We start from the raw sequence: 25,050 nt of genomic DNA, 5'->3' as shown, positions 1-25,050 counted from the left end.
TATTAAATCGTAATCTTCTGCAATTTGCACTTTGACAATAATGTATTGTTGTTATAATTTACCTCTAGAAGCTTAAAGTATGTATTACCGTCCTCATTCTCCACATAGATTGGCTTAGTAAAATCCAACTCTTCAATATCTTCTTTCGTTAGAAAAATTTCAACTTCCAAAATGGTCAAATTATTATCTGTCAACTCCTTTATCCTATTGGTGTAGTACAGATTGAATAATGATTTTGATTTACTAATTGCCGTAAAGTCATAGGTCATCAAATTGAAAGGAACATCAAAAAGTAGCATACTTTCAAACGTATCGGACGCACTCCATTTGAACATACTACAGTAATTGTAATTTGGTCGATAGCCTATTAATGTGTCACCATTTTTTATTTCATACGAAGGGGAAACAGGTTTTAATCCATTGTTGTACAAAATCCGAATGTTAGATTTAAAAGGCTTTTTGTCACCCATTAATGAATCACTTTCATATAATATAGGTAAGTTTTTAAGGTCTTTAGAATGCGATAAGTTTTGCGTTGGTGCAAATATTAATTCTACACTATTATCGTCTTCTGTTCCGTTTTCATTTAGTACTAAATAGTCGCCAAAATTTGATTTATAGGTTTCCTGATAATAGTTATTCATCATGTCTCCATCCTCTGTGAACTTGAATGAATAGCTTTTTGGAAGATTAATATTGGTTTTAAATTTAGCTTTGCTCCACTCAATTTTTTTGCTCCAGTCTACAGCATTTGAGGGGTTTAAAGTGATAATATTCTGATAGAAATTGTTATACGTATCTAAGACAAATCTATTGGGAATATCCTTATCTTGATAAAGATAAAGGTTGAACATTTGCATAATCGACTTTAGAAAATCCACAATCTTAACATCCTTTGGAATGTAGTTATATACGTCAATAGTGTCATTATAATCAACACTTATTTCAGTTGTTGTATTTGGTTTACCTACTTGAATGGCTATATTATCAAACTCAATTCCTGTTTCATTTTTTGAATTGGCTGCCGTCTGGTCCTCCCGAAAAAATACAAAAGCAAATTCACCTTGCAGGCTATCCACTTGCAAATCAAATTCCATATTGAATTCCTGACTTACATTAATATCTGTTTTTTGCACCTTTGTATAATGTTTCAATTGCCCCTGCTCTAGCTTGTTCGCTCCTGCTACATCAGCAAGCCCAACCATCCATGTGCCTGTAGTACCTTTCGGCATAACTAACCTAAAACGCAAATAGAGTGTACAATTTATATACTTATCGTTTGGTTTTAGTGTTGGCATTGAAAGTTGTGTTACTCCGCCCCCTCCGCTAGATTCCCATAATTTGAAATTTGTCTTTGTTCCTACTGTCCAAAAATCATCAACACTCGAATTAAATTGACTTGCAACACCATTGATTGTTTGCAGGTTTAAATTGTCTCCTGCTTGTGCAGGTGTAGACATTAAAATCTTTGTTATTATACCATCTTCACTACGAGTAAAGTTTTCAAAATTGTTGGGAATAAATATTTTATTGATGAGATTATCAATCTTTGATAATTCGACCGTATTATTATTCAATAGCGTGTTATCTTCCTTTTTTTGGGTGTAAATCTGCTTACCATCGTCAAATCGAAACCCCTTAAAAATAGCATTCAAATAGGATTTCAAATAAAATGCAGGACGTAAATTGTTGATGTCAAAATTATTATCATAGGGGTCATAATTACCTGTACGATAATCGACACCATAATCAACCATTGGAAAAAGGTAGCTACCTGAAAATGATGACCACGTTGGAGTAATGTAAGTGTAGTTAAATTGTACTGTTTCCGATAAGCTATCAAGTTCATGTAAGTAACGGTCTTTGATGTTAGCCATGAAGCTAACAACCTCGCCTGTAATAACTGCATTGTATGATAATTTATCAAAATCAACAATCTGCAATTTGCCTTTAAGGAGTTGGGTATTGTCTTCATAAAGTTGACAATTGACTAATTGATTAGGTGTGTAATTGTGACCTAACTGTTGACCGTATTGCGGTGATGAAAATGTTGAAATATCGAATAGATTACCCAAAGCAATATTGTTCGCTTTAGTACGCAATAACTTTATATCGTAGCTAATTGTATCATTCCGCTTTGTTATGTCTTGAAGGTTTTCAACTGCAAAAATAGTTGAGGTGTCGAACGAATCAATGTCAAGCTCAAAAACTTCGCTATCGTCGTCCGACATTATGAATAGATTGTATTTTTTAACCATTTTTTCCAATAAATATTGGCTTGATGGTGTGGGCAATATTCTTATATCTTAAATATCTTCTTTTTTCATATTTTAGTGAAAATGAATTTTATGTGTGATATTAATTGGATTGAACTTATTCTTGGTGCTGCAATAGGTTTCATAGTAGCGGTTCTATATGATGAATATAAAACGTCGCAAAGGAACAAGAAATTGAAAAACACTTATAGTCATATGGTTGGAAATTTTAAATCTTATGATGGCAAAGACGATAAGATTGAAAAATCTATTGCGAGAATCGTCTATAAAGAAGAAAATTTATTAGAAATTGAAGTCAAATATCAAACTGGCAGTTGGCAAGGTATAATTAGAATGGATACAACTCTTTTTGGTACATTATCCTTTTCTTCTAATGATGAAAAGAAAATTGACATGGGAATTAAAACAATTGTATATAACAAATCGCACAATTCTATCACAATGATTCCTGAGACATACTATTTAATTTCAGAAACTCCCCAATATAATAAAGAAACTTTTTATAAAGTCTAGGTTCGGACTCTTATGTTGACAAAATACTCTTCATGGTTGGTCATATTTAGGAAATCGGTCGGTAACACTTGTGTACAAATAATGTCTTCCAATGAGTCGTTTGAATATAGGCGCAATGCTTCACCTGACACAATGTGACCAGTTACAATACTACCATAGTCAAAAGCATACAAATCAGATTCTAACATATTGACCTTAGTTGCTTCAATCCAACTCCTTAATTGGTCTTTAGTGAATTTTAGAACCTTCATTTTCTTAGCTTTTTCCAAATCCTCTTTAACTGAATCAGGAAAATGTTCCAATAAAAATTGCTCATATTTTCTAAATTCTTGCGTCCGTACTGCTTCATTTTTCAATACCAAAGCCTGTCCAAATTCTCCCAATTCTTCCTTATATCTTTTCAAATCCATATCATTTATATTTCAACCAAAAATACTAAAATAATTAGCAAATACAGAAATCCATTTATAATTTTGCTACATGGAGAATTTGGATTTTGTATACAAGAACAAGCGGTACAAGGTAATGGTTGAGGTTATTGATGAAGGGAAAACAACAATTGATTATTACGTATATGGTAAGAATAATGCAAAATTCCTATTCAAACAACAATATCATCTGTGGCGGTTGGAAGAGGGGAATTTAAGCAAGGAATTAGAGAATATAATCATTGACGCTTTAATACATAAATATGAGACTAAAATGGTTTGCCTTGCTTACCACGGAGAAAAAAGAGAAGTAATTACAGTGGCAGACCTCAATTATACAGGGCAAAAATATGCTTATAGTTTTATGGTAAATAATAGCGACATGGGAAATATACACTACTGTGAAAATCAAGGTTGGGTAAATAATCTAACGCTTAAATTTAGCGCTCAATGGTTTACGGCTGCTGACTTGAATATTGTCATTGAAATGATAGAGAACAACCAATTTCCGTGGCTTAAATCCATAAATAAAAAACGCTCATAGATTGGGAGTCTATCGAGCGTTTACTACCTATGAAAAACTGTTTGATAACAATATACCACCCAATAAAGTTTTGAAAATTTTAAAACAAAAAACCCCTCGCATCCCGAAAACTACGAAGGGCTAAAAATTTCAATTTTTATGAAAGAACTTAAATATACAAATTATGTCCAAAACTTGGAAAATCTCTATTTCCAAACGTTGTTTGCTAAACTATTCGCTAAAACAAACCATGCTGTTGATGCAATAGCTTTATTGTTGGTAATTTCATAAGTCGCATCACGTAACGTTGCATATCGAAATGCTCCATCATCTTCTTTAAACCTATAAAGACCATCCAATAATTGATTATATTTTTCAACGTTACCTATTTTGTAATAAGCTAATGCCACCCCAAAACTACCTTCAAACCATACAGTATTTTTTGCATTCGGATAACCTAATTCCGCTGAATACGGCTTGTAGCCTAAAGCACCTGTTTCTTCGTCAACAGTTGAATAATACCGTTCGGCTCTTTCTAGGAGTTTAACCGCATATTCTCTTTGACTTAGAGCAACCATAGCGATAGCACCCCAAGAATTTATGTCTAATGCGTCCGCTGTATCGGGTGTTCCATCGGCATTGATACCTTGATACATTCGGTTTTCTGTGGAATTGTACAATCGTGTTATTATTGAGTTACCTATGGTAGTTGCAATAGTTGAATAACTTGTATTATCTAATACATTTCCTGCCTGCTTAAATGCAAAGTAAGCATCAATATTATGTTCTGTAGATATCCAAGGAATGATATAAGTCGGGTCGAATGTCTCAATTCCTCCGCTTGTTGTATATCGTCCTGAGCCACCTTTGATAAGCCCGCCTTTGGTATTGTCTTGAAGTGTTTTCAAGTATTCCAACGCTTTTATTAGGCACTGCTTTACATCTTCTTTAATTGATGATGTTGGATACATCTCTAAATAGTAACCCAACGCATAAGCAACCCAACAAATTGCCCCCGACCTCAAATATGCATCTGCACCAATTGGGTTAATGTGGTTCGTTGAAAATGGAAATGCTCCATTAGTCAATTGACTTTTTACAATCCCTTTTGCAGTTCTCTTTGCTCCCTCGCTATTTCCAACTCCTGCCAATGATATTAAAGACAATCCTGCATCGTATAGATAGCTTTTGCTAGCGAACGGTGTGATATAAGCAGGGTCATCTTTTTCAAGTGTGTACGAACGTGGTAGCCATCCTTTAACGGGTGTCTCTGCTAAGACCTCATTGGTAGTTTTGTTGATGATTTTGACTTTATAAATTTTGTCCTCATCGGTTGTGCTGACTTCGAATGAATAACCGCTAGTTACTCCAATCGTTGTGGCTCTTTGGTAATAATCAATATCAGACGTGATATATAGCTTAGCTTCTATATCGCTATAAGTTTCGCCATTGACACCATCGTTTATTACCTCTTCAATTAAGGTGTTGGTTGAGGAATTATAAATCTTGAATACAAGCGTTGAAATTCCTTTATTACCATTAAATGTAAACTCCCCTGTAGTACCGTTAACAGGACATTCACCCACTAAATAATCTTCATCACTTCGTCTGTATACTCTTACTAATCTATCCGTTTTCGTACCGTTTATTTTACCTGTTATTGGTGCTTTCCAATTGTTTTGGAAACTTACAGGAGATAAAAAAGTAATGGCTGCTGCTTTCTTATTGAGTGTTAAGTTGGTTTTTATTTTACCTTCTAATTTTTGTACTCCTGACTCATTATTGATTTCAGGTTTCGGTGCTTTTGTTCCTTTACATTGTCTGACAAATTCAAATTTATTCACTAATGTTTTTTCGGTGTAATATACTATTCCATCGGGCAAAGCATATTGCTTAACAATGACTTTAATCCATTCTGTACCGTTATCTTCAATTTCAAAAGTAGTATATGTTTTTTCACTAAGTACAGCAACTGAACCTGAATCGCCAATGTCATTAATTTGAAATGGTCCGCTACCTCTGTCAACATCTTTATGAAATGGTGAAGCTTCGATACATGGAGTTAACCTATTTTCGGGAAAGGTCTTCCAATCTAATAAAGTCGGTGAAGTAGTATCAAATATTGCGTTTCTCCCATCATCTATGGCCTGTTGATGGGTATCACCGTTAACAATAAACATGTTGGTAATATTATTGGAGTTCATCCACTGCCATAACTCTGTACGCTCTGCTTTATAAGCTGTCCAATGTTCACCGCTCGAACCATAATCCCACGAATAACCATTGAGGTCTTCACCTGTCCATGAACCAGGATTTAACCAACAAATCAAAGCAATATCATCATTGTTTTTGGCTGATAATAATGTTGATTTGAACCAAGCTTTTTGCGCATCGCCTAACATTTTTTTATTCAGGTCGTAATCGTCAATCAAAAAGTTATCCCTTTGAGACCGTAAATCAGTGAGTATAAATAATACTCGTCCTACTATCCAAGATTGACCAAGCGAATCGGTTAAGGGGCTTGAATTAGCATCGTTCAGAAACGGATAATGTGGGATATTTTCCAAATAAAAATTGGTTGAAGCTACCTTTGAAGGGGAATTTTTGTCCGAATTATTATCGCCGTAATCGTGGTCGTCCCACATATACATAAGTGGTACATTCCTATTCAAATCCCTTACCCTCGCCTGCCTTGCTGTTGTATTATAGGCATTGCGGAATAATTGAGAATCGTTTGTTGTAATATCCTCATAATGCCAATCACCAAGGTGTGACCAAAATAATGGCTCTTCGTTTCGAATCTCTTCGAATGTTTCGGCATTACTACCTGTGTAATTACATGAGCCTGCCACGAATTTAAAATTTGTTGGAGTTCCTACCAATGGAAATGTTTTAAACTTCAATACTTCGGGTTGCTCAACTCCGTCTGTTTCCATTTTGACGTAATATTGAGTATTGGAATTAAGACCTGTTAATGTATGCTTAGTAACTCCATTATTGCTTGAATTGTGTGGCAATAATGATGTGTAACTTGAATAGGCAAATGAGGAGTTTTTAGAGTACTTTAAACGAGTATTTCCCAATACAACATTAGGCGGATAACTGATACTATACACATCGCTAAAAGGAACTTGCACCTCGTTAAAGCCTGCTGTATTGATTCTGACAGCTAAATTGGGTTCACCACTATATTTTTTGATTCTTATAGCATTGTTATAAACCGTACCACCATCATTAATAGCACCTATAACCGTCTGGTCACCTGTCGTGTTATCGAAGGCAAAGACCATGAAAAAAGTAAAAAAGTCCGGGTCTCCAGTCTGTTTTAGACCTGCAACTTTATAATTATTTGTTCCATCAAAATAAAGTGCATTCTTACCTTTGAATTTATTCGTTGCTATAGTTGCAGGCAATGCACCAGTTGTTGGAATACCGTGTTTTAAAACCCCTCCAAACCCTACGAAATCATCCCATTTACTACACTTTCCACTACCATTGTTAACCATTGTAGTCTCATTCATTTGAAGCCATTGGATACGGTCAGGCATCGGAATCATGGGAAAAGAACCGCTTTCACTTGCCTTTACAACGTATCCATCATCTAGCACGGTTCCTGTAGTTAACCACTTATCCGCTAACCATCTTTCTTGTTCTATGATGTTATTATTCGTTGCTGTGTTTGGAGTTCCAAAATCATTAATGAAAGCTATTTCACAAATGTATCCTTTGAAATAAGCAACTTCATCGGCATCTGAACCTATCATTAAATTCTCAATGTACGCAAAATTCCCTGTCTTACTGTTATCTGTTGCTTCAAGTTTTCCATTTACATATACCTGCATCCCCAAAGTCGAATGGTATCTAATTCTTAAAATCTTTAACTCGGTACTGTTAGGTGTCGGAGCTGGGTAATCGTACTTGCTTGTTATTGTTGCGGAGTTTGGTGTTATAGCCCCGATTAAATTATATTGAATTGCCATTTGTTAAATTATTTCTATACCCTTATCATTTTCAACCAAACTCCAAAAATTGCTTAGTATATAGTTGATTTGGGGATTCTCATCTCTGTTAGCTATTAGTATTTGCTTGAATAAATCAATACTGAATGCAACACTAAAATCAATAGTTAATCGACTTCTTTTAAATCCGTTGTTGCGTTGCTGTAATACCTTGTAGGTTTTCACATCTATAGCTATTTCTACAAAATACTCTTCAATTTGAATATAGACTTTGTTTGCTATTAGCAACTCCTTTATTAAACTTGCATCATGGTCGCTTAACACATCACTATATGCATTATAACTATACTTCGAATCGACATTGATTAACTCCTTATCATTAAATAACACACTGTTAATTGCTGTTTGCGCTCTCGATTTATTTAGGTACGTTTTATTGATTGTTAAGGTCTCAACCCTATTATTAAAGGTGAATGTATCCCAACCGCTTACAGGATTTTTATAGATTAAGGTGAAGTCATTTTTATTACAATCTCTTTTAATTATGTATCCCTTAAAATCACTGACTTCAATATTGTCACCATCGACAATCACAACCCTATACCTGTCAATGTTGTCGGTTCCACTAGGGAAAAGTATTGAAGGGGAAACGTTTATATTTATAACATTTCCTGTTGTTGGAATATCATAAAAGGTATCTGTACCCACGTTATTAATGTACTTTGTTACCTTTATTTTCTTACCGATTTTAGCGGTATCGAATATCTTTAAAAACTCCTTCTGCTCCGATGACACATAATTAATGTTTGCTTTATTTGTTAAAAATACAGCCTTGTTTAATGTTGTATTGATATTGTATTTATTCGGCTGATACTTTAAAAAGTCCATCAATCCCATTTCACAATCAAAGACGTATTTAACCCCTGTTGATATGTTACTACCAACCGTTACCAATCCTGTTGTTGAATTAATTAGATATTCTGTTATCGTCAATTCATAAGCATACAAATTACTAGTGGTTACTACGTCATTAGAATTATTCAATTTCGATTCTACGACATTGGTTAAAACGCTATATAAATCAACCGCTAATGCAGTCGCTAATGGCTTTGGAAACACTTTCTTTTTCGCTATTATTTTACCTGTAATAGGTTCCTTCACCTCAACTATGCAATAGATTAATTGTGAACTATCAGAACTGAATTCCCATTTATTTGTATTGCCACTTGGATTTATATTGTTTGGTTGCCCTGTTATTATTATTGCCATTTATTATAATTTTTAAAATTCCTCATTACATTATAAATTTTATAATAGAGGGATTTACTATTGTTTCTTTTGAATATTGTCGCCATACTTGTTAAATATGCGGTAACGTACTTGTGAAGACAAATTTGCCTGAATGCGTGTGTTGAGTTCGTTCTTTAACCAATCGACATTTTTATCCCAATACCCTTTACCCTGAAAACCCTTCTTATATATTTTGCTTCGTATTGCGTATGCCAATTGGGTTTTCTTCTCCGTATCTGTCATATCATCGAAAACAGCTGATTTAAAAAAATTTCCGTTATTGGCTGATATTAGTTGACGGTTTTCTATCCATTCTAAAATCGGTGCAACAGGGGGTTTATACTGTCCGTATGAATGTACACTACCATTGTTTTGCTCAACTCCGTTAACTCCTCGTGATTGGTATATTATATGTTCTAATCCTAATATTTCAACCTCATTCATATTATTAACTTTGATTGAAAGCTCTTCAATAGAGCCTGTAACCAAGAAATCACTAATACTATTTATTTCTGTTTTAACACGCTCTATAAACTCCGCAACTATCTCCTCTAACACATTCATATTAAATGAAAACGCCCCCTTATCTTCTCCCACGGTTGCAACAAGATTATCAATTAGGTTATTGAATTGTGCCTTTTTACTAGCCTGTTTTAAACTCTTCGCCATGCTTTATTTCTTTAATATGTTTACCTTATCTTTCAGCAATGAGCTATAAACAAACACATCGACCGCAAACATTTTCATTCCTTCGAGCATCGTTACAAATAAGTATTCGCATACATTATGAAGCAATTCAAAATACCCCCATCGTCTGTAAAACTCCTTCTTTAAATATTGCTGTGATGCTTCTATTGCGCTTTGTGCTTCTTCTTCAACTTCTCCATCAAAGAGATTTCCAAAGCTGTTAAATAATTGGTCAACTGCTTTTCGAGAACAAAAAAAAACCTGTTGGCTTCTGCCATTGTCATATTGTCCTCGATGTTATCGATAGGAGTTTTCAATAGAATGTTTATCATCTCTCCCCAATTGGATATATTATTTTGCTCCTGCAGGTTCATATATTTTAAAAGGTCTTCAAAGACTATTTCATCAAATCCCTTAACTAGGCTTTCATCAATATCTGCTGTTGTATTAGATTCGTCATTCTCGAACTGATTAAAACGTTCAGCAACTTTGAAATAATCCATCTCCTTGAATCCCTCCACATCGATAATATTAACCCCTGTAAAGACATAAAAATATATGTCGAGAATATTCCTATACACCTTTTCGAACTCCTCTACACCGCCTAATTTGTCTATCAAATTCCTGAATGTTATATACTGCTTTAATGTGATATCAGCCCATTTTGAGGGGAGTTTATTTAATAATTCTTCTTTTGTCATTCTTAATATTTCCAATAAATATTGGTTATTTACCAACCGTATTTAGCAAGGGGATTGCCGTTAGAATCGTGCATGGCTTTACCTTCATCTAAATAGAAATTGGCTAAGGATAAAGAAATTACGGTGTCATCAAAACACCCCGATATTGAATTGAAGCTAATATTATGTGTTTTGGGATTAAGTGTTGCAATGTATGTACTTAACTCCTTTGCGGTTAGTTCATTGAATTTAAGTTTATCAGTGTTCAAAGACACCCTTAATTCCGTAATTAAATTTAGCTTGGTTGATGAATCGAAATGTACACCTATTACATTTTGCGCTACCATTTGCAGGCGATAAAATAAACCATCACCTAAGCCTGTTTTATCAATTGCCTTTATAACTCCGCTCGGTAAATTCCTTATAATCCCCTCTAATAGATTAGAATCAAACCCCCTATAGTGTTGATGCTCGGTCATGTGTCCATTACTATCTAAGCCTGTTATACTTGTGTAGTCACCATTAGGAGAGGTTGCAATATCAATCCCATATACCACTGTTGGAAGGGTGGATAATTCCGTTATCGTATTTCTTTCTATGACATCGCTATCAACAATGGCACTTGCATTCTCTCCTGCAATCGCTAAATATTCTTGATTGAATTGTGCCTTTGATAATTGTTGTCGAAACCTATCAATTACTTCTTTTTTAATGTAGGGATTATCGTATGTGGTGTAATGAAAATGCGACCATAGTACACCATCATTTTTTTGACAAAGTTCAAACCAGTAGTTTTTACCATAAGGCGTTGAAATCATCAACAATCGTCCATCTCTATCGGTTAGTGTCGCACCAATTGCACCATCAAGCTTTTCTTGAAGATTCGCAATAAATGCACTTTCATCAATAATGACCAAATCATAATTACGTCCCCTGATAGTACCGTCCAGACTATCGCCATTTCCCGAATAGAATTTGATTTGACCGCCTGTAATGAATGATATTTCTAAATCTGATTTATTGCTTTCGGCTACGTTAAGGGGTAATAGCTTTAATATTTCATTGAAGAAAAATTTAGCTTGTGAATATTGTGGACATATATAAGCTATTTGCTTTCCGTTGCAGGCTTCAACAATTCCTATGATAGACATTATTGTACTCTTCCCACCCCTACGTCCTGCATTAACGGTTATGTTTTTAACTCCGCTGTTGAAGTAGGCATTTAATATTTCTTTTTGCTTTTGATGAGGAATTGGGAGTTTAATATTAAATTCCTCATTCATTATTATTGTCCTCGTTCTCCTCCTCAGTAGAGGAATTTATGAGGTCTCCAAATGAAATATTTATTTTAACGTCACCTTTAACGTTTGTTTCTTGCTCGATTTTATTCGCTGATAATTTGGGCTTTTTATAACCTAAAAGATTCCAATATAATTCACTTGCTTTAGATGGTGAAAGGGATTTAATCACATCGTCACCGTCCATCATACGCTTTTCAAGTAGTTGCATTATCTCTTCGTATGCTTCTCTAACTTCTTTAGTTCGTTTGTTTTCGCTCCCTTTTGGACGTCCATTAGGGTTTCTAACCTCACCTTTTTTTATACTTGTTTCGTTTGCTTTTTGGGGTTGCTTACCTCGCATATCCTATTACATGCCATTTACTATATAGGCATCTCCATGAATAAATATTGGATTGGTTTGTATGTAACTTGATAATGAAATAATAAAGCCGTATGTTTATTAAATAACAACAAAACACCTATTAACCATGAAAGAAGTACCTTTAGGAAAAGAAAGAGATGGAGTAATTGAGGAGATTCTTACCGATGAAAATCTTAAAAAGTGGTATGATAAGTTTCCAAATCGTAAAACATACTCTAAAAGACATAGAGACTATGTTTATCAAGTATTTATAACTAACAAAGTCCTTGGCTCCCAAATAGATAAGAATAAAGATTTGATTATTAAAGTATTTAGATTCTCTGATTTCAATCAACATGCTATCGATGTTCTAATTAAGGATAATATAGAACAAATCAATTCCGCAAGATTATACCATTATACCGATAAGGATTTTACAAAGTATATAAAATTTGAAGGGGTTATTTACAAGGTATTATTTTTAGATATTGATACCGAGGTTAAAAGAGTCGGTGATTTTTGTCTTGCTACCTTATAATAAAGGAAAGCAATTAAACTGTTCCAAAATTTATATTCAACTCGACTATAGTTAATTTGATGATTAAATAATAAATAGCTATTTTTAAAAAAATCATATATTAATTTTATGGAACCTCTTGTAAGTTTTTTATTAGCTGTTGGAAATGATTTGTTATCATTTTATCCAAATGAATCTTTCGCAACTCTTTCAATTAGTGGTGTAACTTATCGTTTTATCTTTTTAAACGGTGTAGTATCACAAATTAGGTCTTTAAATGGAGATGGAACAACATCGGCAATATTATATAACCTATAAAAAAAGGATAGCCATTAAGCTATCCTTTAAACATTTTTAAAACTCCTCTTCCTACTTTCTTCTTCTCTTCGTAGTAGTCTTCTTGGTCGGCTCTGGCACCTCTTCTTTGGTGGCATTTTTTAACTCCTCCTCTGTTGCATTTTCGATTATTTCGAACATTTCACCGACCATCTCGATTTGCTTCTCCTGCTTGCTCAATCGGTCGAATACAGGCAACAAATCACTTAAAAAATTCCGAATACATCCTGCACACGAATCAATTTTCAATGGATACTTCACACTTGGATAAGCAATTTTTAACTTTCCCAATATCACATTCAACTGTTGTTGAGTGGCGATGTTAACCATTAAATCACCACCATTTTTAAAAGTCATTAAAACCCCTTTTATTTTATTCATTTCTTCTAATACTTCTCTTTCTTGTACTGTCATATTTTATCTATTTAAATCGTTTTTTATGCGGTTACATATTCCGTTGATTTCATCAAAAATCTGTTTATAATGCTCTTTATCTGCATTCGTATATCTTCCTTTTTGGCCTGTACCTTTCTTGTTTAAGTAACTATAAAAAAGGTCTTTTTCTTTTTCTGTCATCATGTTGATGAACTTATCGCATGTTATACCATATTTAGTTCCAAATGGGTCAATCGCAATATCTCCAACAATAAACTCCCCTTCTATATCCAAAAACTCATTGTGGTTAACCCTCTGTGTCTCTCTATCCAAAGTGGTAGAAAAGAGCTTATTTTTCTCGTAGTATGACTTTGCCTTTGGATACTTTTCATTAACATCTCTAAATAGATGCCTTTGTGCAATTAAGCAAATAGTCGCTGTTAACTTTTTGGGATTGTCTAATAATTCCTCCCATTTTTCAAGTTTGATTAGATGTACTTCCTTAAATAATTCGTTATAGTAGTCATCCATTTCTTGCTCAATAGCCTTGTCTTTAAACCCCTTCATCTTTAGCCATCCACTGATATAAGCTTTGATTGGATTGTCTTTACACCTCGATTCTTTACCCATATACAAGCCCTTGTAACGGCCTGTTAGGTACAATTCATTTATTGCTTCTTCTTTTCTCTTTTGTAAATTTTTATCAAATTCTTCTTTATTTAAATTCAACTTCTGTTATTTTATCCGAATTGGAAGCACATTCTTAATGCGTTCCATAATGTCAGCAACATAAGGTGCTGAGACTGTTACAAGCATCCATTGATACAATGGTAGTGGTTGTAAATTAAATGCCCCGACTAGGACACAAATCCAAAAACTTAGACAAAAAACACATGAAAACGGCTTGCCTAGTCTATCGAGATAAGACCATAAAGGAATGGAAGTGACTGTATTAACTCCCATCCCGATTAGTATTATATATATTAGTATATCTAGCATATTTTAATTTTTATATTTTTTAACAAACTTGTTCACGAAATATTCTTGTCCCAATGGCGTTACCATGCACGTAGCATTGATTCGTGTTGCTTTCTTATAGGTGTCGTTGTAAGTGGAATATTTAATCTTGAAAATTCCTCTATCAATATATGTCTGTGCAGGAAGGTTATATTGCTCCCGACGACTTAGCAAATAGCCGTTATCTCGGAGTATTGAAAAGAGCTTATTTTGTCCAATACTTTTACTTGTAGCTTGGCTGATTACCTTTGCTAATTGCCCGATTTGCACATCAGTTTCAGCACTCACAATTGCTTCTGCAAATACTACTTTTGGTGCCTGGTCCGTGATTGTATTTTGGAGCTTTTTATATATCAATTGGGATTGATATACTTGTTTTTCTTTCTCTTCAATTTGTTTGGTTTGTTCGGTCAACAACAGTTGTTGTTGTTCTATCTGTTCAGCCTGTTGTGATGCTAATAATAACGCACCGCTTAATGTAGTAGGGATTTGGAATTGGTTATTTTGAACTTGTTGTTCTAATTCCTCCCATCGGTTAATCAATTTCGCTCTTACAACATCATTATATTTGGTTGCTATATATAATGTTTCTTTTTTGGTCAGGTGATATTCAGGTCTTTTTTGACCTTTATTATCAATATAATCAACCAATCCAAATTTGGTTCCGTTAACGTTAATCCAAGCATCTTCCATGTTCCGAATATCACGCATTACATGGTGGTGTGCTTTTCCTGTGTCTTTGGCAATCTCTCTGCTACTTAATGTTTGTTCATTCTTATTTTTTAAAAAATTCATACTTAATTAATTACTCTTTTGCGCTCCATGTTGGTAGCTACTTATCGCAATCGGTCTTTGATTGCTCCTTTTCTATAAATAGTTTGTTTTTTGAAAAACGACCATTTTTATTTCATTTTTTTTGATAATTTTTAAAATATTCTTTTAAATACTCTTCATACACAACTACTTTGTTTAGTTCTTCAACTAAAATCGCTTTGTCAAGCGACCTAAACCTTTGCGCATAACATAATAACCCTTCTTTATCATAATCATTGGTCTTGCTATAATATGCGCTTATCACTCGGTAATAGTCTGTATTCCTGTCGTATGGTCTATCTCTTAATTTTGATTTATCTTCTACAACAATTGGCTCAGATTCCGTTATTATTTCAATCTCTTCTTCAATTAGGTCTCTATCATCTTGTAGATATTCCTCAATGGTAGCAGTTGAAAGTTCTTCTTTTTTACTTTCCTCTATTACAATAGGTTGAGATTGAATAAGTGATTTGATTTGCTCTTTTAATTCTTTATTCTCTTCTATTAACTTATTTATAAGCTCCTCATATTTAACCACCCCCAAAGGCTTAACATCCTTAACAGCAAGGGGTTTAGGTCGTTTGGTAGATAACGGCAAAATCAAATACTTAAGAGCTTGAAAGTGCTTAGCAAAAGTGTATATATTAATATCAAAATGAATCAATTCATTTGATTTATTTTTCAGCTCCCACCCTTTAATTACCCTATATGTACGTGCTTTTTTGCTGTCTGTCCCATATTCTCCAATAACCTCAATTAATTGATTCTCTATAAGGAATTTAGTTAATTTCTCTAATTCATTTTTGGTTGTGAATACTTGTTTATGCGCTCTGACATGTAGTTGATAACTATTTGAATAGTAAGAGTTTTGACCTATAACTCTATCCCCTCTGTTGATTAACCATATTAAAAAGTATAGTTTTGTCTTGAAAAGTGGTGTGCAGCTGACTGCTTTTTTGTTTATTTCTCCAATTACCGTCATTGGTAATGAGATAGTGACGATGTTTTTATCGTCAGTGGCAATTATGCCATTCACGTCTATTTCCATTTTTTTAGTTTTTAAAATTTAATTTTTTTAGCTGTGTCCAATTTTAATTTTTTTAGCTATGATAAAAAGCTAAAGGGTACAGTAGCTACTCTGTACCCATCTTAAAACTAAAATTTGGAAGTATCTTTTATTATAAATAGTATCGCTTTTGAGAAAGCATCTATTTTTTTAATAAAAAATGTATAATAATATACTTTATATTAATATATATTATTTTTTATAGAAAGTCAAGTCTAAATATTTGTATTTTTATTATTTTATTTAAATAAATTACACCAAACATTATAACCTACATCCTAGCACACACAATGGCCTACACCATAAACTACACTATAACCTACACTATAGCCTACATTATAACCTACACTATAGCCTACACTATAGCCCATCATCTAATGGTAATGGTTATTATTATGGAAATGATTTTAAAATGAATTTGATTATGGTTTTGATTGTGGTTTTAATTCCATAGAGAGTTGAAGGAATAAGAAATAATATAATTTTTATAAATTTTAAATTCCTCTATGCAATAGATAAGACGAATATCTTTATTACTACATAATACTCTATATTTTCAATTATTTTATAAAAGTTGATATAGGTATCCAAATGACACGAAAGTGTCTTAAATCCCTTACTATATAGCTAATATTGAATATATAATTTAATCTAACTTTATTCAATCCTGAAAGGAATATTTTTTTGAATTTCAATATATTTTAATTTTTAAAAATTCTCAATATATCTTTAAGAAATCCTTCAATTCAGGTATCAGGCGGAGCCTGTAATCAGTTATAATATTAAAGTTAACTTCCTATTCAATTTCAACTTAAACTCTCTCAAGTCGTCTTAAATAGAGCCAAATTTATGTCGGAGAGGTTCCGCCCCGATTCGCATTAAATTCCTATTTTTTATATATTTGATTAAATATTAACCAAAAAAGGGGAATTCATGAAAAGAACTATATTATCAATTGCTCTATTATTGGGCATAACTTCATTTGCAAGTGCACAATTATCCGTGTCTAAGACACCAAAAATGGAAACTATTAGTAAGGTTGCACCGCTTGGAGTGTTAAGAATGGAACTAAAAAGAGGAATTACAAACGGTGATACCACTTACATGCTTATCTACCCAAATAATGCTTTTAAACAACTATCCAAAAGGGGTGAATTCCACCTTAAGGCTTCAACACAAGACATGTTAGACCTCGAAAAAGTCATGCTTGAAGTACTGGATAACAAAGAAAGTAAAGAACATGTAACTGTGACACTTGGTGAAAAAGAATATTATTTTAGCCGTACAACGATGATGGGATTTCCTTCATTAATGATAGCACAAAATCCTGATTACGATTACACGTACATTTCTGAAAAGGAAATCAAAAAGATATTCTCGCCTTTCCACGATGATAAAAAGAAAAAGTAAGCATTATGAATTTGACAGTAGTAAGTTTAATTATAACAGTCTTTACCTATTTAGTATCACATAAGAGTCTGAGAAAATTTGAAGACGCTGGTTGGATTTCCGTTCTTATGGGACTAGTGGGTGGTTGTATTTATGAAGTGATAAAAAGAGACGGTTTAAAAAATCTTCCTGCAACAGCGAGCAAAATAAATATCTTTGCTAGCATGATTGGTGGCTCATTAGCAGGGGCAATTATTGGCCTAATCATTATCATTTTTATAGATAAAAAGCTATACGGAAAAAATCCAAGAAAATAAGTAAGGGGCTATCAAAGCCCCTTTTTCTTTACTCATCTTTAACGGTATATGCATAAACCATGAAGCCATTTGAATCACGTAATTTAAATTTGCCAGTACTCCTTATATTGTTCTACTGGTTTTATTATCAATTTCTGTTACCTTTGTAATCTTAGCTAAGTAAGCTAAAGTCTGGTCAATAGATGAATGTCGATTAAGCTTCTGCAATTCCGCTGGCTTCCAAGAATCATTTACTTTATGGATATTGCTTGTATGCTTTACACAATAGATTGAATAGCCTGTATTATCGTGTAATTTTAGTTCCTTTAGTACGGCTCTAAACCAGTCGGCAAAGAAGTCTTTACGATGCTGACGTTTGCCAAAAACTGTTTTCTTTAACGATTTGGAATCTATCGAAAAAACATAATCTTCATCTTCTGCTTCACTTAAATTCATTTGGTTAAGAATGTTCATTAAAGCAGGATAAATAGGCACATAGTCCAACTTATTAGACTTTGCAACAGATGCCCTTATCCTGATTTTTTTATGTGTAAAGTCGATGTCTTTAATTTTTAGATTTCTTAGCTCGTTGGGACGGATACAGCCATGATATATGAAGTTAACAAAGTAATATAAATTAGGGTTTTCCAATTCCTTTACCTTCTTCATTATGGTTGTAAAATGGCTATCATTGATTGGATTTAAACGTTCATTTACGTCTTTATCACTATTCAATTTTGCTACGTCAGCAATAGGAGACTTTTTAATTAAAGCTTTTCTAAGGCAGTAATTAAAAAAAACAGTATAAGATTTTCTTGCTTGATTAAGGGTACTTTGTGCGTAGCTGCCATCTTTGACTTTATCCCCTAAAAGTTTTTCTATATCATCTGATTTGATATTTTCCAAATGTACACCACCAAATAAATTGTCAATATCCTGCAACTTATATTTATAAGCGTTAAGGGTGTTAGGGCTACCGATAAAATCAGCCTGAAACATTTTATATGCTTCGTTGAAAGTTATCTTTTCAGTGATTTTAAAGTGTTTCTTTTTATCTTCAACATCGAATGGATTAATGTCTTTACTCAATAATTCCACCCATTTTGCACGTAATTTTTCAGCATATTCTTTTTGTTGCTTATGGGTGAACTTTTTTGAAATTCTCTTTTTGTGTTGAGTTCCATCCACCGAAATATGCAAAACATACGCATCGGGTTTACCTGTTAATTTTGGCTTTGTAAACTTATATTTCATGAAAAAATGTTCTAAAAATCGATATTACAAATTTAGAACATTTTCCAAAAATTTAGAACATTATCGTTTGATATGGCAAAATAAAACACATTTGCTATCCTCCCCGTATCGCCTTATTTATTTGACACTCGTTTTCCAGCCCCTATTTGAATCCCATATAAGAAGCAAAACAAAGGTTTTTGTGTAGAACATCAACATTTTTAAAGCCAACTTGTGTCAATAAGTTTAGTTGATAGATCAGCGATCTTGGTGTATCCTCGTGTTCGATATAGTCAAAAACATGATCACGATACTGCTCATCCTTCAGGTTAGTTAAGTATTCACCATATTTTTCCCTGTAAATTAATTTTTGAAGCTGTTCATTATTTTGCTCAATCAAATCAAAAATCCACAGACTTCCTCCGGTTCTTAATAAGCGGAACAGCTTGCTAAACGCATTTTCCCAATCTTTATCATCTCGAAGATGATGTAAAACGGATGTTGCGATAATGACATCAAATTTGTTTTCCTCTAAAGCTGCGGCACGAAAGTCGCCTTTAATCAACTGAATTTCTCCCTTGGTTAATTTTCCAACGCGTTCCCTTGCTCTATTTAACATTGGCTGGCTCAGGTCCAACAGACTAACATTTGGATTAGACTCCAATTTTTGCAATAGTTTTACGTCGTAATTGCCAGCTCCGCATCCAATGTCCAATATATTTTGAGCGTTTGGATAAAGACTGACAATGGCATCCGTAATAAGCTCCATGTTCCATACCGCATCCAATGTGGTTGCTTGACCTGTTTCTAAATTTGAGAACCGCTCGACATCGTTGTCAAACCGTGTTTCAATCTCTTGTAGCGTCGCTTTGTTCATCTGTAAATTGTTTATTCTCTAAAGTTCAGATAGATTCCCCCGCACAGCAGTATCTTAAACTGTCTGATCGGCGGTATTTCATCCATTAATTTTTAATAATTTAAAGGTAGGACTAACTGGAATTCATTAAAAATATTTATTTTGTCATCAATTCATACCAAAAAAGTATCGATGGAAATCCGACATCTCATTTATTTCAAAACAGTAGCCGAAGAGCTTCATTTTGGCCGAGCAGCAGAACGCTTATTTATGTCCCAGCCCCCATTAAGCCGGCAGATTAAAGATCTAGAAGACGAATTAGGTGTTATTCTTTTCTTCCGAACCAACAAACGCGTCGAGCTAACGGAAGCAGGTAAATACTTTTTGGAGGAGGTTGTGGAGATCCTACAAAATATCGAACACAGCAAAACGATCACCAAACAGATCCACAACAATATCTCAGGAGAATTCAAACTGGGCTATATTAGTTCGACACCTAAGAAAATGCTTGCTACGGTATTAAAGCAAATTCAATTGAAATTTCCATACTTAAGAGTTAGTCTTTTCGAAACATCGACGCAGAAACAAAAATTAGCACTCGAAAACGGAAAATTGGATCTGGGTATTATGCGTGCTCCAATTTATTCAAGTGAATTGCTTACCACTCCCCTTTTCGAAGACCCTATGGTTATTGTAGGTCATTCACAGGTGAAATTTAATGCGATCAACTTTTTTAATGAAAGTTTCATTTCTTTCAATCAGAAATACGCATCGGAATATCACCGACTTGTTATTAATACCTGTAACCGCATGGGATTCGAACCCAAAATTGTACATCAGAGCAATTCGATGTCTTCCATCCTTGAGTTGGTGTCACAAGGCCTGGGCCTGGCAGTCGTCCCTTCGTCCACCATCAAACAATACCCACATTTAAACCTAAAAATCATGAAGCTTGAGGATATGGATAGCAAAACAGAAGTGATCCTGGTCTCTAATATAAAAAGTAAAAACAGTGCATTAGGCGAATTTATAGCCTGTATCCAGAAAGAGTATCTTGATTTTAATGCGTCCTAAAGTGGCATCGATTGAAATTCCAGCATAAAAAAACGGAGTCAGCATGTTGCTGGCTCCGTTTTTTTATGGGTTGAAGAGCGATATTACCTCTTCTCAAATTTATACGCTAAAGTTGCCATAAAACTACGCGGTGGAATCGGATTCACACTATAGTTTTCATGGATATAATAGTTAAACGCGTTGGTGATATTGGATAATTTACCCAAAATACTCCAGTTTTTATACGCATAACCAGCGGAGAAATCTATGGTTGTAAATGGACTAACGGAGATCAAACGATTAAGACCGTCGCGTACGTTGATCTTTGTATTATTCCAACCTGCATTACGTCTACCTGTATAAAATGCAGAAAAACCTAATTTCAGTCCCTTAACTGCTCCATTTTGAATGGTATAAAACACGGTTCCATTAGCCGTATGTGCTGTAGTTCCTACCAAACGTACATTTTCTTCGTTTCCAGAGATTTCAGTCACTTTCTCCTTACCATCAACGATGGTTGTATAACTTGAAATTGGATTGGTTTCGGTATAACGCATATAATTGTAGGAATAACCGGCGATAACATTCAATCCTGGAAGTAAGGTTCCAGTAACATCAACTTCCAATCCGCTTGAAGCCGTCTTTCCAGAAAATTCTTTCATATTTGCATCGCTATTGCTTGTTCCATCCGGAAGTACCAATAATTGTTGGGCAAAGCGATTGTTATTAATTCTATACCAAGCAACATTTGCGGATAACCTACCATTGAAAAAGTCATTTTTCACACCTGCTTCATACTGATCGATGATGGAGGGAGCCAAGGGTTGATAATTCACATCGTATCCCGAATTCGATGTAAAGTTATTTGCATAAGTAACATAGACACTCGATGAACGGATCGGCTGATAGATCAATCCAAATTTAGGTGACCATGCTTTGTCGACTTTTGCTCCGATCGGATTTTTTTGACCATCTAGATTAATAATCTCTTCCGATTGATTCGTCGCATAAGTATACTTTTCCGAATTCGGTGTACGCTGATACGTATAGCGAATCCCAGCCAATACTTTAAATTGTTCAGTAACTTCTATTAAGTCCTGAAAAAATGCACCGTAACGGAAGATATCCGTTGTTGTTTTGGTCAATAGATCCGCTTGTGGCATATCTGTCCGAAGTCCATTTCCCGAAACCAAATGCTGCGCAGTTTGTGAGGGATTAAAGACATAAATTGAATCGTATACGCCACCCACATTTTTAGATGCATCAATTTTATAGGCATATGCATTTGAATGCGATTGATCGGCATCTGCTCCCACCAGGATCTTATGCTTGATCGATCCTGTTTTTACAGTTCCGGTTAAATTCAATTGTTGGTTGGCCGTAAACTCATTTGATTTGGACCGGGTTAAACTCCGCGGAGCAATTCCATTTTTATTTGCTTGAATCCGATCTGATCCATAATAATCACGATCGTATGTTTGGTAGCTTGCTATTGCGTTTAAATTCCATGAATCATTAAACTTATGGTTCAAATTGATCTGCCCGTTTGAGGTATTTGTTCTGTTGAAAGCAAAAGGCACATTCATAAAAGTGTTTCTGCCAACTTCATTATTCAACTTTCCATCCACAGTTCCCATTCCAAAGTCTGGAGTAAAATCACTTTTTAAGTAATCGAATGTAAAGTTGAGATCAGTTTTATCGGATATTTTATATAAAATAGAAGGATTTACATAAGTACGTTTTGATGTGACCTGATCCCTAAAGCTACCCGCTTTTTCATAAGTTCCGATAACGCGGAATGCAACCTTATTGGAAATTGGACCATACACATCCACTGTTGGTTTATAGAAGTCATAACTTCCTACGCGCATTGAAGCCTCGCCTCCATAATAAAATTTAGGCTTTTTCGTAACCAGATTTACAACGGCCCCACCAGATACACCGCCATATAACAAAGCAGAACTTCCTTTTAAAATCTCTACAGATTCCAAGGTGCTCGCCTCAATCGAACCTCCATTGTTGGTTCGCGCACCATTTTTAAATATATTATTCCCGCCTAAGCTATAGCCCCTTGCGTAAAAATTTTCGTTGACCCCACCGCGATTTGCTCCCATCGCGACACCGTTTGCATTTTTTAGCGCATCACTCAAGCGATTAACCTGTTGATCTGCAATAACCTGTTCGTTTATAATTTGTACACTCTGCGGCAAATCCCGATCAATAATACCTGCTTTACCGACATTAACTGTTTTACTGTTATGCGAGTTGTAACCTACCACTTCCACTTGTTCCAATTGAGATTCAGAAATATTCAAAGAAACATTAATAGCTGTCGCCTTTCCATTTTTAACCTCGATAGTACGCTCCTCAGCTCCATTTCCGATACTTTTGATCCGAATAGTATAGGTTCCATCTGGAAGATTAGAAAAATGGAAGCTTCCATCACCGGAAGTCGACGTAGACCTACCTAAAGAAACTATGGTTACTGTAGCCGATTCAATTGGTGCACCATCTTTGGTTTTAACACGGCCATGTATCCCCTTACTTTGCGCCGATGCATCCAAATGAATTGCTCCTACCAATCCTAGACTTAAAACAAGTCCTAGAAAAGTTCTTTTCATGTTAATAAATTGTGAGTTCGTAAAAATTATTTGTCGGCGCAAACATACGATATTATTTTATTGTTTAGAATAGTTTTAAATAAAAATAGCTTGTTGTTGTAATATGTGAATGATTCAGCTATGTAGCATTTATTATATGTTGCAAGGATTCATTGTAACTATTTCTATTAATCGTAAGGATTTCCTTACATTTATACCATAACTAACATCCCAACTAATCAATTCAATGATAACGCATAAGCTCCTACTCTCCGTTTTTATTTTTCTATTCTTTCCCACATTTTTGCTGGGCCAGCAAACACAGGTTGATCATGATCTCACAGCAATTATGCATCGTTATAATGCTGTCGGGCTCAGTGTGGTCGTCGTCAAAAACAATAAAATTGAGTATCACAAAAATTATGGTTACAAAAACTTGGAAACCAAAACGGCTCTCGGAGAAAATGACCTCTTTAGGATTGCTTCTATTTCAAAGTCATTCACTGCAACATCATTAATGCAATTAATAGCAGATGGCCGATGCAAGTTAGACGACGACTTTGGGGATTTGATCGGTTTTCCAATGAGAAACCCCAATTATCCTGGAAAAAAAATAACACTCCGGATGATCCTTTCCCATACGTCCAGCATCAATGATAAAAACGGTTACTTCAACCTTGATGTCATCAATCCATCCAAAAACCCAAACTGGAAAGATTCCTACAATCTTTATGAACCCGGCACACAATACCAATATTGTAATCTCAATTTTAATATGGCAGGAGCCGTCCTAGAGAAACTGACCAATACACGTGTCGACAGCTATATTGTTAACCATATCCTCAAACCGCTCAACTTATATGGTGGTTACTGTATAGACTCCTTGGATCAGAAAAGATTGGTTTCGTTATATGCCTTTGATGAAAAGGGAAATCCCCATGAAGAGCCGAGTGCGTATAATCCACGTCGGGAAGAACTCAATCAATATATCCTGGGCTATAGCACTCCTGTGCTTTCTCCGACAGGTGGAATGAAAATATCTGCCTTAGATTTAGCCAGATACATGATGATGCACATGAACTACGGCCACAGTCAAGGAAAAAACATCATCAGTAAAAAATATGCGAAGATTATGCGGACAGCTGTAAATAAAGAATCAGGCTATGGATTAGCGATTATGAACAATGCAAAAATTGTCCCCGGTGTTACCCTGACAGGACATACCGGTTCGGCATATGGACTATATAGTGCCCTGTTTTTCAATCCAAAGAAAAAATATGGATTTATTGTGATAACCAATGGCTGCAATATTCCCGATAGCGATGACTTCAACCCTTTGCTTAAAGATTGTATAGGAGCCTTGTACGATGCATATATCAAATAGGTAAGAGCTTACATCAAGTAAACAAAAGCCAACCCATAAACTATAACCTTGTCGCTAAGCTTTATGGGAAAACCAGAGGCCCTCGGATCGACTCGACAATAACAAAATAAAAAAGCTG

At 34.5% G+C, this 25,050-nt stretch carries 23 protein-coding genes; 8 read left to right on the top strand and 15 right to left on the bottom strand.

From position 1 onward, the window contains the following. Positions 1-2 precede the first annotated feature (2 nt). Positions 3-2,231, bottom strand: a complete 2,229-nt coding sequence (locus B4N43_RS03570) for a hypothetical protein (RefSeq protein ID WP_286732819.1) — start codon at positions 2,229-2,231, stop codon at positions 3-5. Between the two features lie 117 nt (positions 2,232-2,348). On the opposite strand from B4N43_RS03570, the gene B4N43_RS03565 reads away from it, so the two are divergent. Beyond that, positions 2,349-2,789, top strand: coding sequence for a hypothetical protein (locus B4N43_RS03565; RefSeq protein WP_286732818.1), 441 nt, complete (start codon positions 2,349-2,351; stop codon positions 2,787-2,789). Here B4N43_RS03565 and B4N43_RS03560 read toward each other — a convergent pair. After that, positions 2,786-3,199, bottom strand: a complete 414-nt coding sequence (locus tag B4N43_RS03560; protein ID WP_286732817.1) for a hypothetical protein — start codon at positions 3,197-3,199, stop codon at positions 2,786-2,788. The two genes, B4N43_RS03565 and B4N43_RS03560, sit on opposite strands and share 4 nt — an antisense overlap. A gap of 70 nt (positions 3,200-3,269) precedes the next feature. On the opposite strand from B4N43_RS03560, the gene B4N43_RS03555 reads away from it, so the two are divergent. Next, the gene (locus B4N43_RS03555; RefSeq protein WP_286732816.1) at positions 3,270-3,761 is read left to right on the top strand and encodes a hypothetical protein; all 492 of its coding nucleotides are present in this window, start codon (positions 3,270-3,272) and stop codon (positions 3,759-3,761) included. A 185-nt stretch (positions 3,762-3,946) separates the two neighbouring features. Here B4N43_RS03555 and B4N43_RS03550 read toward each other — a convergent pair whose 3' ends face one another. The 6 genes from B4N43_RS03550 to B4N43_RS03525 form a co-directional block, all read right to left on the bottom strand. Continuing rightward, positions 3,947-7,720 carry an alkaline phosphatase D family protein gene (locus B4N43_RS03550; RefSeq protein WP_286732814.1) on the bottom strand — a complete coding sequence of 1,258 codons (3,774 nt, stop codon included), beginning with the start codon at positions 7,718-7,720 and terminating at the stop codon, positions 3,947-3,949. A 3-nt stretch (positions 7,721-7,723) separates the two neighbouring features. Next, positions 7,724-8,968, bottom strand: a complete 1,245-nt coding sequence (locus B4N43_RS03545; RefSeq protein WP_286732813.1) for a hypothetical protein — start codon at positions 8,966-8,968, stop codon at positions 7,724-7,726. A 57-nt stretch (positions 8,969-9,025) separates the two neighbouring features. Beyond that, a complete protein-coding gene (locus B4N43_RS03540; protein WP_286732811.1) occupies positions 9,026-9,658 on the bottom strand; it encodes a hypothetical protein in 633 nt (210 codons plus the stop codon). Between the two features lie 182 nt (positions 9,659-9,840). Beyond that, a complete protein-coding gene (locus tag B4N43_RS03535; RefSeq protein WP_286732809.1) occupies positions 9,841-10,377 on the bottom strand; it encodes a hypothetical protein in 537 nt (178 codons plus the stop codon). A gap of 29 nt (positions 10,378-10,406) precedes the next feature. Then, complete coding sequence (locus B4N43_RS03530) at positions 10,407-11,639, bottom strand: terminase large subunit domain-containing protein (protein ID WP_286732808.1); 1,233 nt, start codon at positions 11,637-11,639, stop codon at positions 10,407-10,409. Next, positions 11,632-11,997 carry a hypothetical protein gene (locus B4N43_RS03525; protein ID WP_286732806.1) on the bottom strand — a complete coding sequence of 122 codons (366 nt, stop codon included), beginning with the start codon at positions 11,995-11,997 and terminating at the stop codon, positions 11,632-11,634. Before B4N43_RS03525 ends, B4N43_RS03530 begins: the two co-directional genes overlap by 8 nt. A gap of 127 nt (positions 11,998-12,124) precedes the next feature. On the opposite strand from B4N43_RS03525, the gene B4N43_RS03520 reads away from it, so the two are divergent. Next, positions 12,125-12,535 carry a hypothetical protein gene (locus tag B4N43_RS03520; protein ID WP_286732805.1) on the top strand — a complete coding sequence of 137 codons (411 nt, stop codon included), beginning with the start codon at positions 12,125-12,127 and terminating at the stop codon, positions 12,533-12,535. A gap of 108 nt (positions 12,536-12,643) precedes the next feature. Then, the gene (locus B4N43_RS03515; RefSeq protein ID WP_286732803.1) at positions 12,644-12,832 is read left to right on the top strand and encodes a hypothetical protein; all 189 of its coding nucleotides are present in this window, start codon (positions 12,644-12,646) and stop codon (positions 12,830-12,832) included. A 51-nt stretch (positions 12,833-12,883) separates the two neighbouring features. Here B4N43_RS03515 and B4N43_RS03510 read toward each other — a convergent pair whose 3' ends face one another. The 4 genes from B4N43_RS03510 to B4N43_RS03495 all read right to left on the bottom strand — a co-directional run bounded on the left by B4N43_RS03510 (position 12,884) and on the right by B4N43_RS03495 (position 16,103). Continuing rightward, positions 12,884-13,264 carry a hypothetical protein gene (locus B4N43_RS03510; RefSeq protein ID WP_286732800.1) on the bottom strand — a complete coding sequence of 127 codons (381 nt, stop codon included), beginning with the start codon at positions 13,262-13,264 and terminating at the stop codon, positions 12,884-12,886. Positions 13,265-13,267: 3 nt separating this feature from the next. Next, entirely contained in the window at positions 13,268-13,954 is a 687-nt protein-coding gene (locus tag B4N43_RS03505) for a hypothetical protein (RefSeq protein WP_286732797.1), read from the bottom strand. A gap of 273 nt (positions 13,955-14,227) precedes the next feature. Next, on the bottom strand, positions 14,228-15,037 hold the full coding sequence (locus tag B4N43_RS03500) for a phage regulatory protein/antirepressor Ant (RefSeq protein ID WP_286732795.1): 810 nt from the start codon (positions 15,035-15,037) through the stop codon (positions 14,228-14,230). Between the two features lie 112 nt (positions 15,038-15,149). Next, the gene (locus tag B4N43_RS03495; protein WP_286732793.1) at positions 15,150-16,103 is read right to left on the bottom strand and encodes a hypothetical protein; all 954 of its coding nucleotides are present in this window, start codon (positions 16,101-16,103) and stop codon (positions 15,150-15,152) included. Between the two features lie 951 nt (positions 16,104-17,054). On the opposite strand from B4N43_RS03495, the gene B4N43_RS03490 reads away from it, so the two are divergent. Next, positions 17,055-17,531, top strand: coding sequence for a hypothetical protein (locus B4N43_RS03490; RefSeq protein WP_286732791.1), 477 nt, complete (start codon positions 17,055-17,057; stop codon positions 17,529-17,531). A gap of 5 nt (positions 17,532-17,536) precedes the next feature. After that, positions 17,537-17,827: a hypothetical protein gene (locus B4N43_RS03485; protein ID WP_286732790.1), complete on the top strand. Its 291-nt coding sequence runs from the start codon at positions 17,537-17,539 to the stop codon at positions 17,825-17,827. A 102-nt stretch (positions 17,828-17,929) separates the two neighbouring features. On the opposite strand, the gene B4N43_RS03480 is transcribed toward B4N43_RS03485, so the two are convergent. Next, positions 17,930-19,060 carry a tyrosine-type recombinase/integrase gene (locus B4N43_RS03480; RefSeq protein ID WP_286732789.1) on the bottom strand — a complete coding sequence of 377 codons (1,131 nt, stop codon included), beginning with the start codon at positions 19,058-19,060 and terminating at the stop codon, positions 17,930-17,932. Between the two features lie 142 nt (positions 19,061-19,202). Next, entirely contained in the window at positions 19,203-19,916 is a 714-nt protein-coding gene (locus B4N43_RS03475; protein WP_075993992.1) for a class I SAM-dependent methyltransferase, read from the bottom strand. Between the two features lie 141 nt (positions 19,917-20,057). On the opposite strand from B4N43_RS03475, the gene B4N43_RS03470 reads away from it, so the two are divergent. Continuing rightward, on the top strand, positions 20,058-20,969 hold the full coding sequence (locus B4N43_RS03470) for a LysR family transcriptional regulator (protein ID WP_237241803.1): 912 nt from the start codon (positions 20,058-20,060) through the stop codon (positions 20,967-20,969). An 83-nt stretch (positions 20,970-21,052) separates the two neighbouring features. Here the strand turns inward: B4N43_RS03470 and B4N43_RS03465 are convergent, their stop codons facing one another. Beyond that, positions 21,053-23,569 (bottom strand): TonB-dependent receptor, encoded by a 2,517-nt coding sequence (locus B4N43_RS03465; protein ID WP_286732785.1) that lies wholly within the window; start codon positions 23,567-23,569, stop codon positions 21,053-21,055. A 226-nt stretch (positions 23,570-23,795) separates the two neighbouring features. On the opposite strand from B4N43_RS03465, the gene B4N43_RS03460 reads away from it, so the two are divergent. Next, positions 23,796-24,932, top strand: coding sequence for a serine hydrolase domain-containing protein (locus tag B4N43_RS03460; protein WP_286732784.1), 1,137 nt, complete (start codon positions 23,796-23,798; stop codon positions 24,930-24,932). Positions 24,933-25,050 lie beyond the last annotated feature (118 nt).

The sequence above is a fragment of the Sphingobacterium sp. UBA1897 genome, from assembly GCF_002337775.1.
In the GTDB taxonomy this organism is placed as follows: Bacteria; Bacteroidota; Bacteroidia; order Sphingobacteriales; family Sphingobacteriaceae; genus Sphingobacterium; species Sphingobacterium siyangense.
The sequence above is the reverse complement of the archived record's forward strand: the minus strand, read 5'-3'. Positions and strand labels throughout refer to the sequence as shown.

Bases quoted from the DNA above. Each gene is read 5' to 3' on its own strand.
- B4N43_RS03485 (WP_286732790.1), top strand. From the start codon at position 17,537: ATGAATTTGACAGTAGTAAGTTTAATTATAACAGTCTTTACCTATTTA.
- B4N43_RS03510 (WP_286732800.1), bottom strand. From the start codon at position 13,264: ATGACAGTACAAGAAAGAGAAGTATTAGAAGAAATGAATAAAATAAAA.
- B4N43_RS03480 (WP_286732789.1), bottom strand. From the start codon at position 19,060: ATGAAATATAAGTTTACAAAGCCAAAATTAACAGGTAAACCCGATGCG.
- B4N43_RS03460 (WP_286732784.1), top strand. From the start codon at position 23,796: ATGATAACGCATAAGCTCCTACTCTCCGTTTTTATTTTTCTATTCTTT.
- B4N43_RS03515 (WP_286732803.1), top strand. From the start codon at position 12,644: ATGGAACCTCTTGTAAGTTTTTTATTAGCTGTTGGAAATGATTTGTTA.
- B4N43_RS03550 (WP_286732814.1), bottom strand. From the start codon at position 7,720: ATGGCAATTCAATATAATTTAATCGGGGCTATAACACCAAACTCCGCA.
- B4N43_RS03565 (WP_286732818.1), top strand. From the start codon at position 2,349: ATGTGTGATATTAATTGGATTGAACTTATTCTTGGTGCTGCAATAGGT.
- B4N43_RS03570 (WP_286732819.1), bottom strand. From the start codon at position 2,231: ATGTCGGACGACGATAGCGAAGTTTTTGAGCTTGACATTGATTCGTTC.
- B4N43_RS03530 (WP_286732808.1), bottom strand. From the start codon at position 11,639: ATGAATGAGGAATTTAATATTAAACTCCCAATTCCTCATCAAAAGCAA.
- B4N43_RS03495 (WP_286732793.1), bottom strand. From the start codon at position 16,103: ATGGAAATAGACGTGAATGGCATAATTGCCACTGACGATAAAAACATC.
- B4N43_RS03525 (WP_286732806.1), bottom strand. From the start codon at position 11,997: ATGCGAGGTAAGCAACCCCAAAAAGCAAACGAAACAAGTATAAAAAAA.
- B4N43_RS03560 (WP_286732817.1), bottom strand. From the start codon at position 3,199: ATGGATTTGAAAAGATATAAGGAAGAATTGGGAGAATTTGGACAGGCT.
- B4N43_RS03465 (WP_286732785.1), bottom strand. From the start codon at position 23,569: ATGAAAAGAACTTTTCTAGGACTTGTTTTAAGTCTAGGATTGGTAGGA.
- B4N43_RS03555 (WP_286732816.1), top strand. From the start codon at position 3,270: ATGGAGAATTTGGATTTTGTATACAAGAACAAGCGGTACAAGGTAATG.
- B4N43_RS03490 (WP_286732791.1), top strand. From the start codon at position 17,055: ATGAAAAGAACTATATTATCAATTGCTCTATTATTGGGCATAACTTCA.
- B4N43_RS03475 (WP_075993992.1), bottom strand. From the start codon at position 19,916: ATGAACAAAGCGACGCTACAAGAGATTGAAACACGGTTTGACAACGAT.
- B4N43_RS03520 (WP_286732805.1), top strand. From the start codon at position 12,125: ATGAAAGAAGTACCTTTAGGAAAAGAAAGAGATGGAGTAATTGAGGAG.
- B4N43_RS03500 (WP_286732795.1), bottom strand. From the start codon at position 15,037: ATGAATTTTTTAAAAAATAAGAATGAACAAACATTAAGTAGCAGAGAG.
- B4N43_RS03545 (WP_286732813.1), bottom strand. From the start codon at position 8,968: ATGGCAATAATAATAACAGGGCAACCAAACAATATAAATCCAAGTGGC.
- B4N43_RS03535 (WP_286732809.1), bottom strand. From the start codon at position 10,377: ATGACAAAAGAAGAATTATTAAATAAACTCCCCTCAAAATGGGCTGAT.
- B4N43_RS03540 (WP_286732811.1), bottom strand. From the start codon at position 9,658: ATGGCGAAGAGTTTAAAACAGGCTAGTAAAAAGGCACAATTCAATAAC.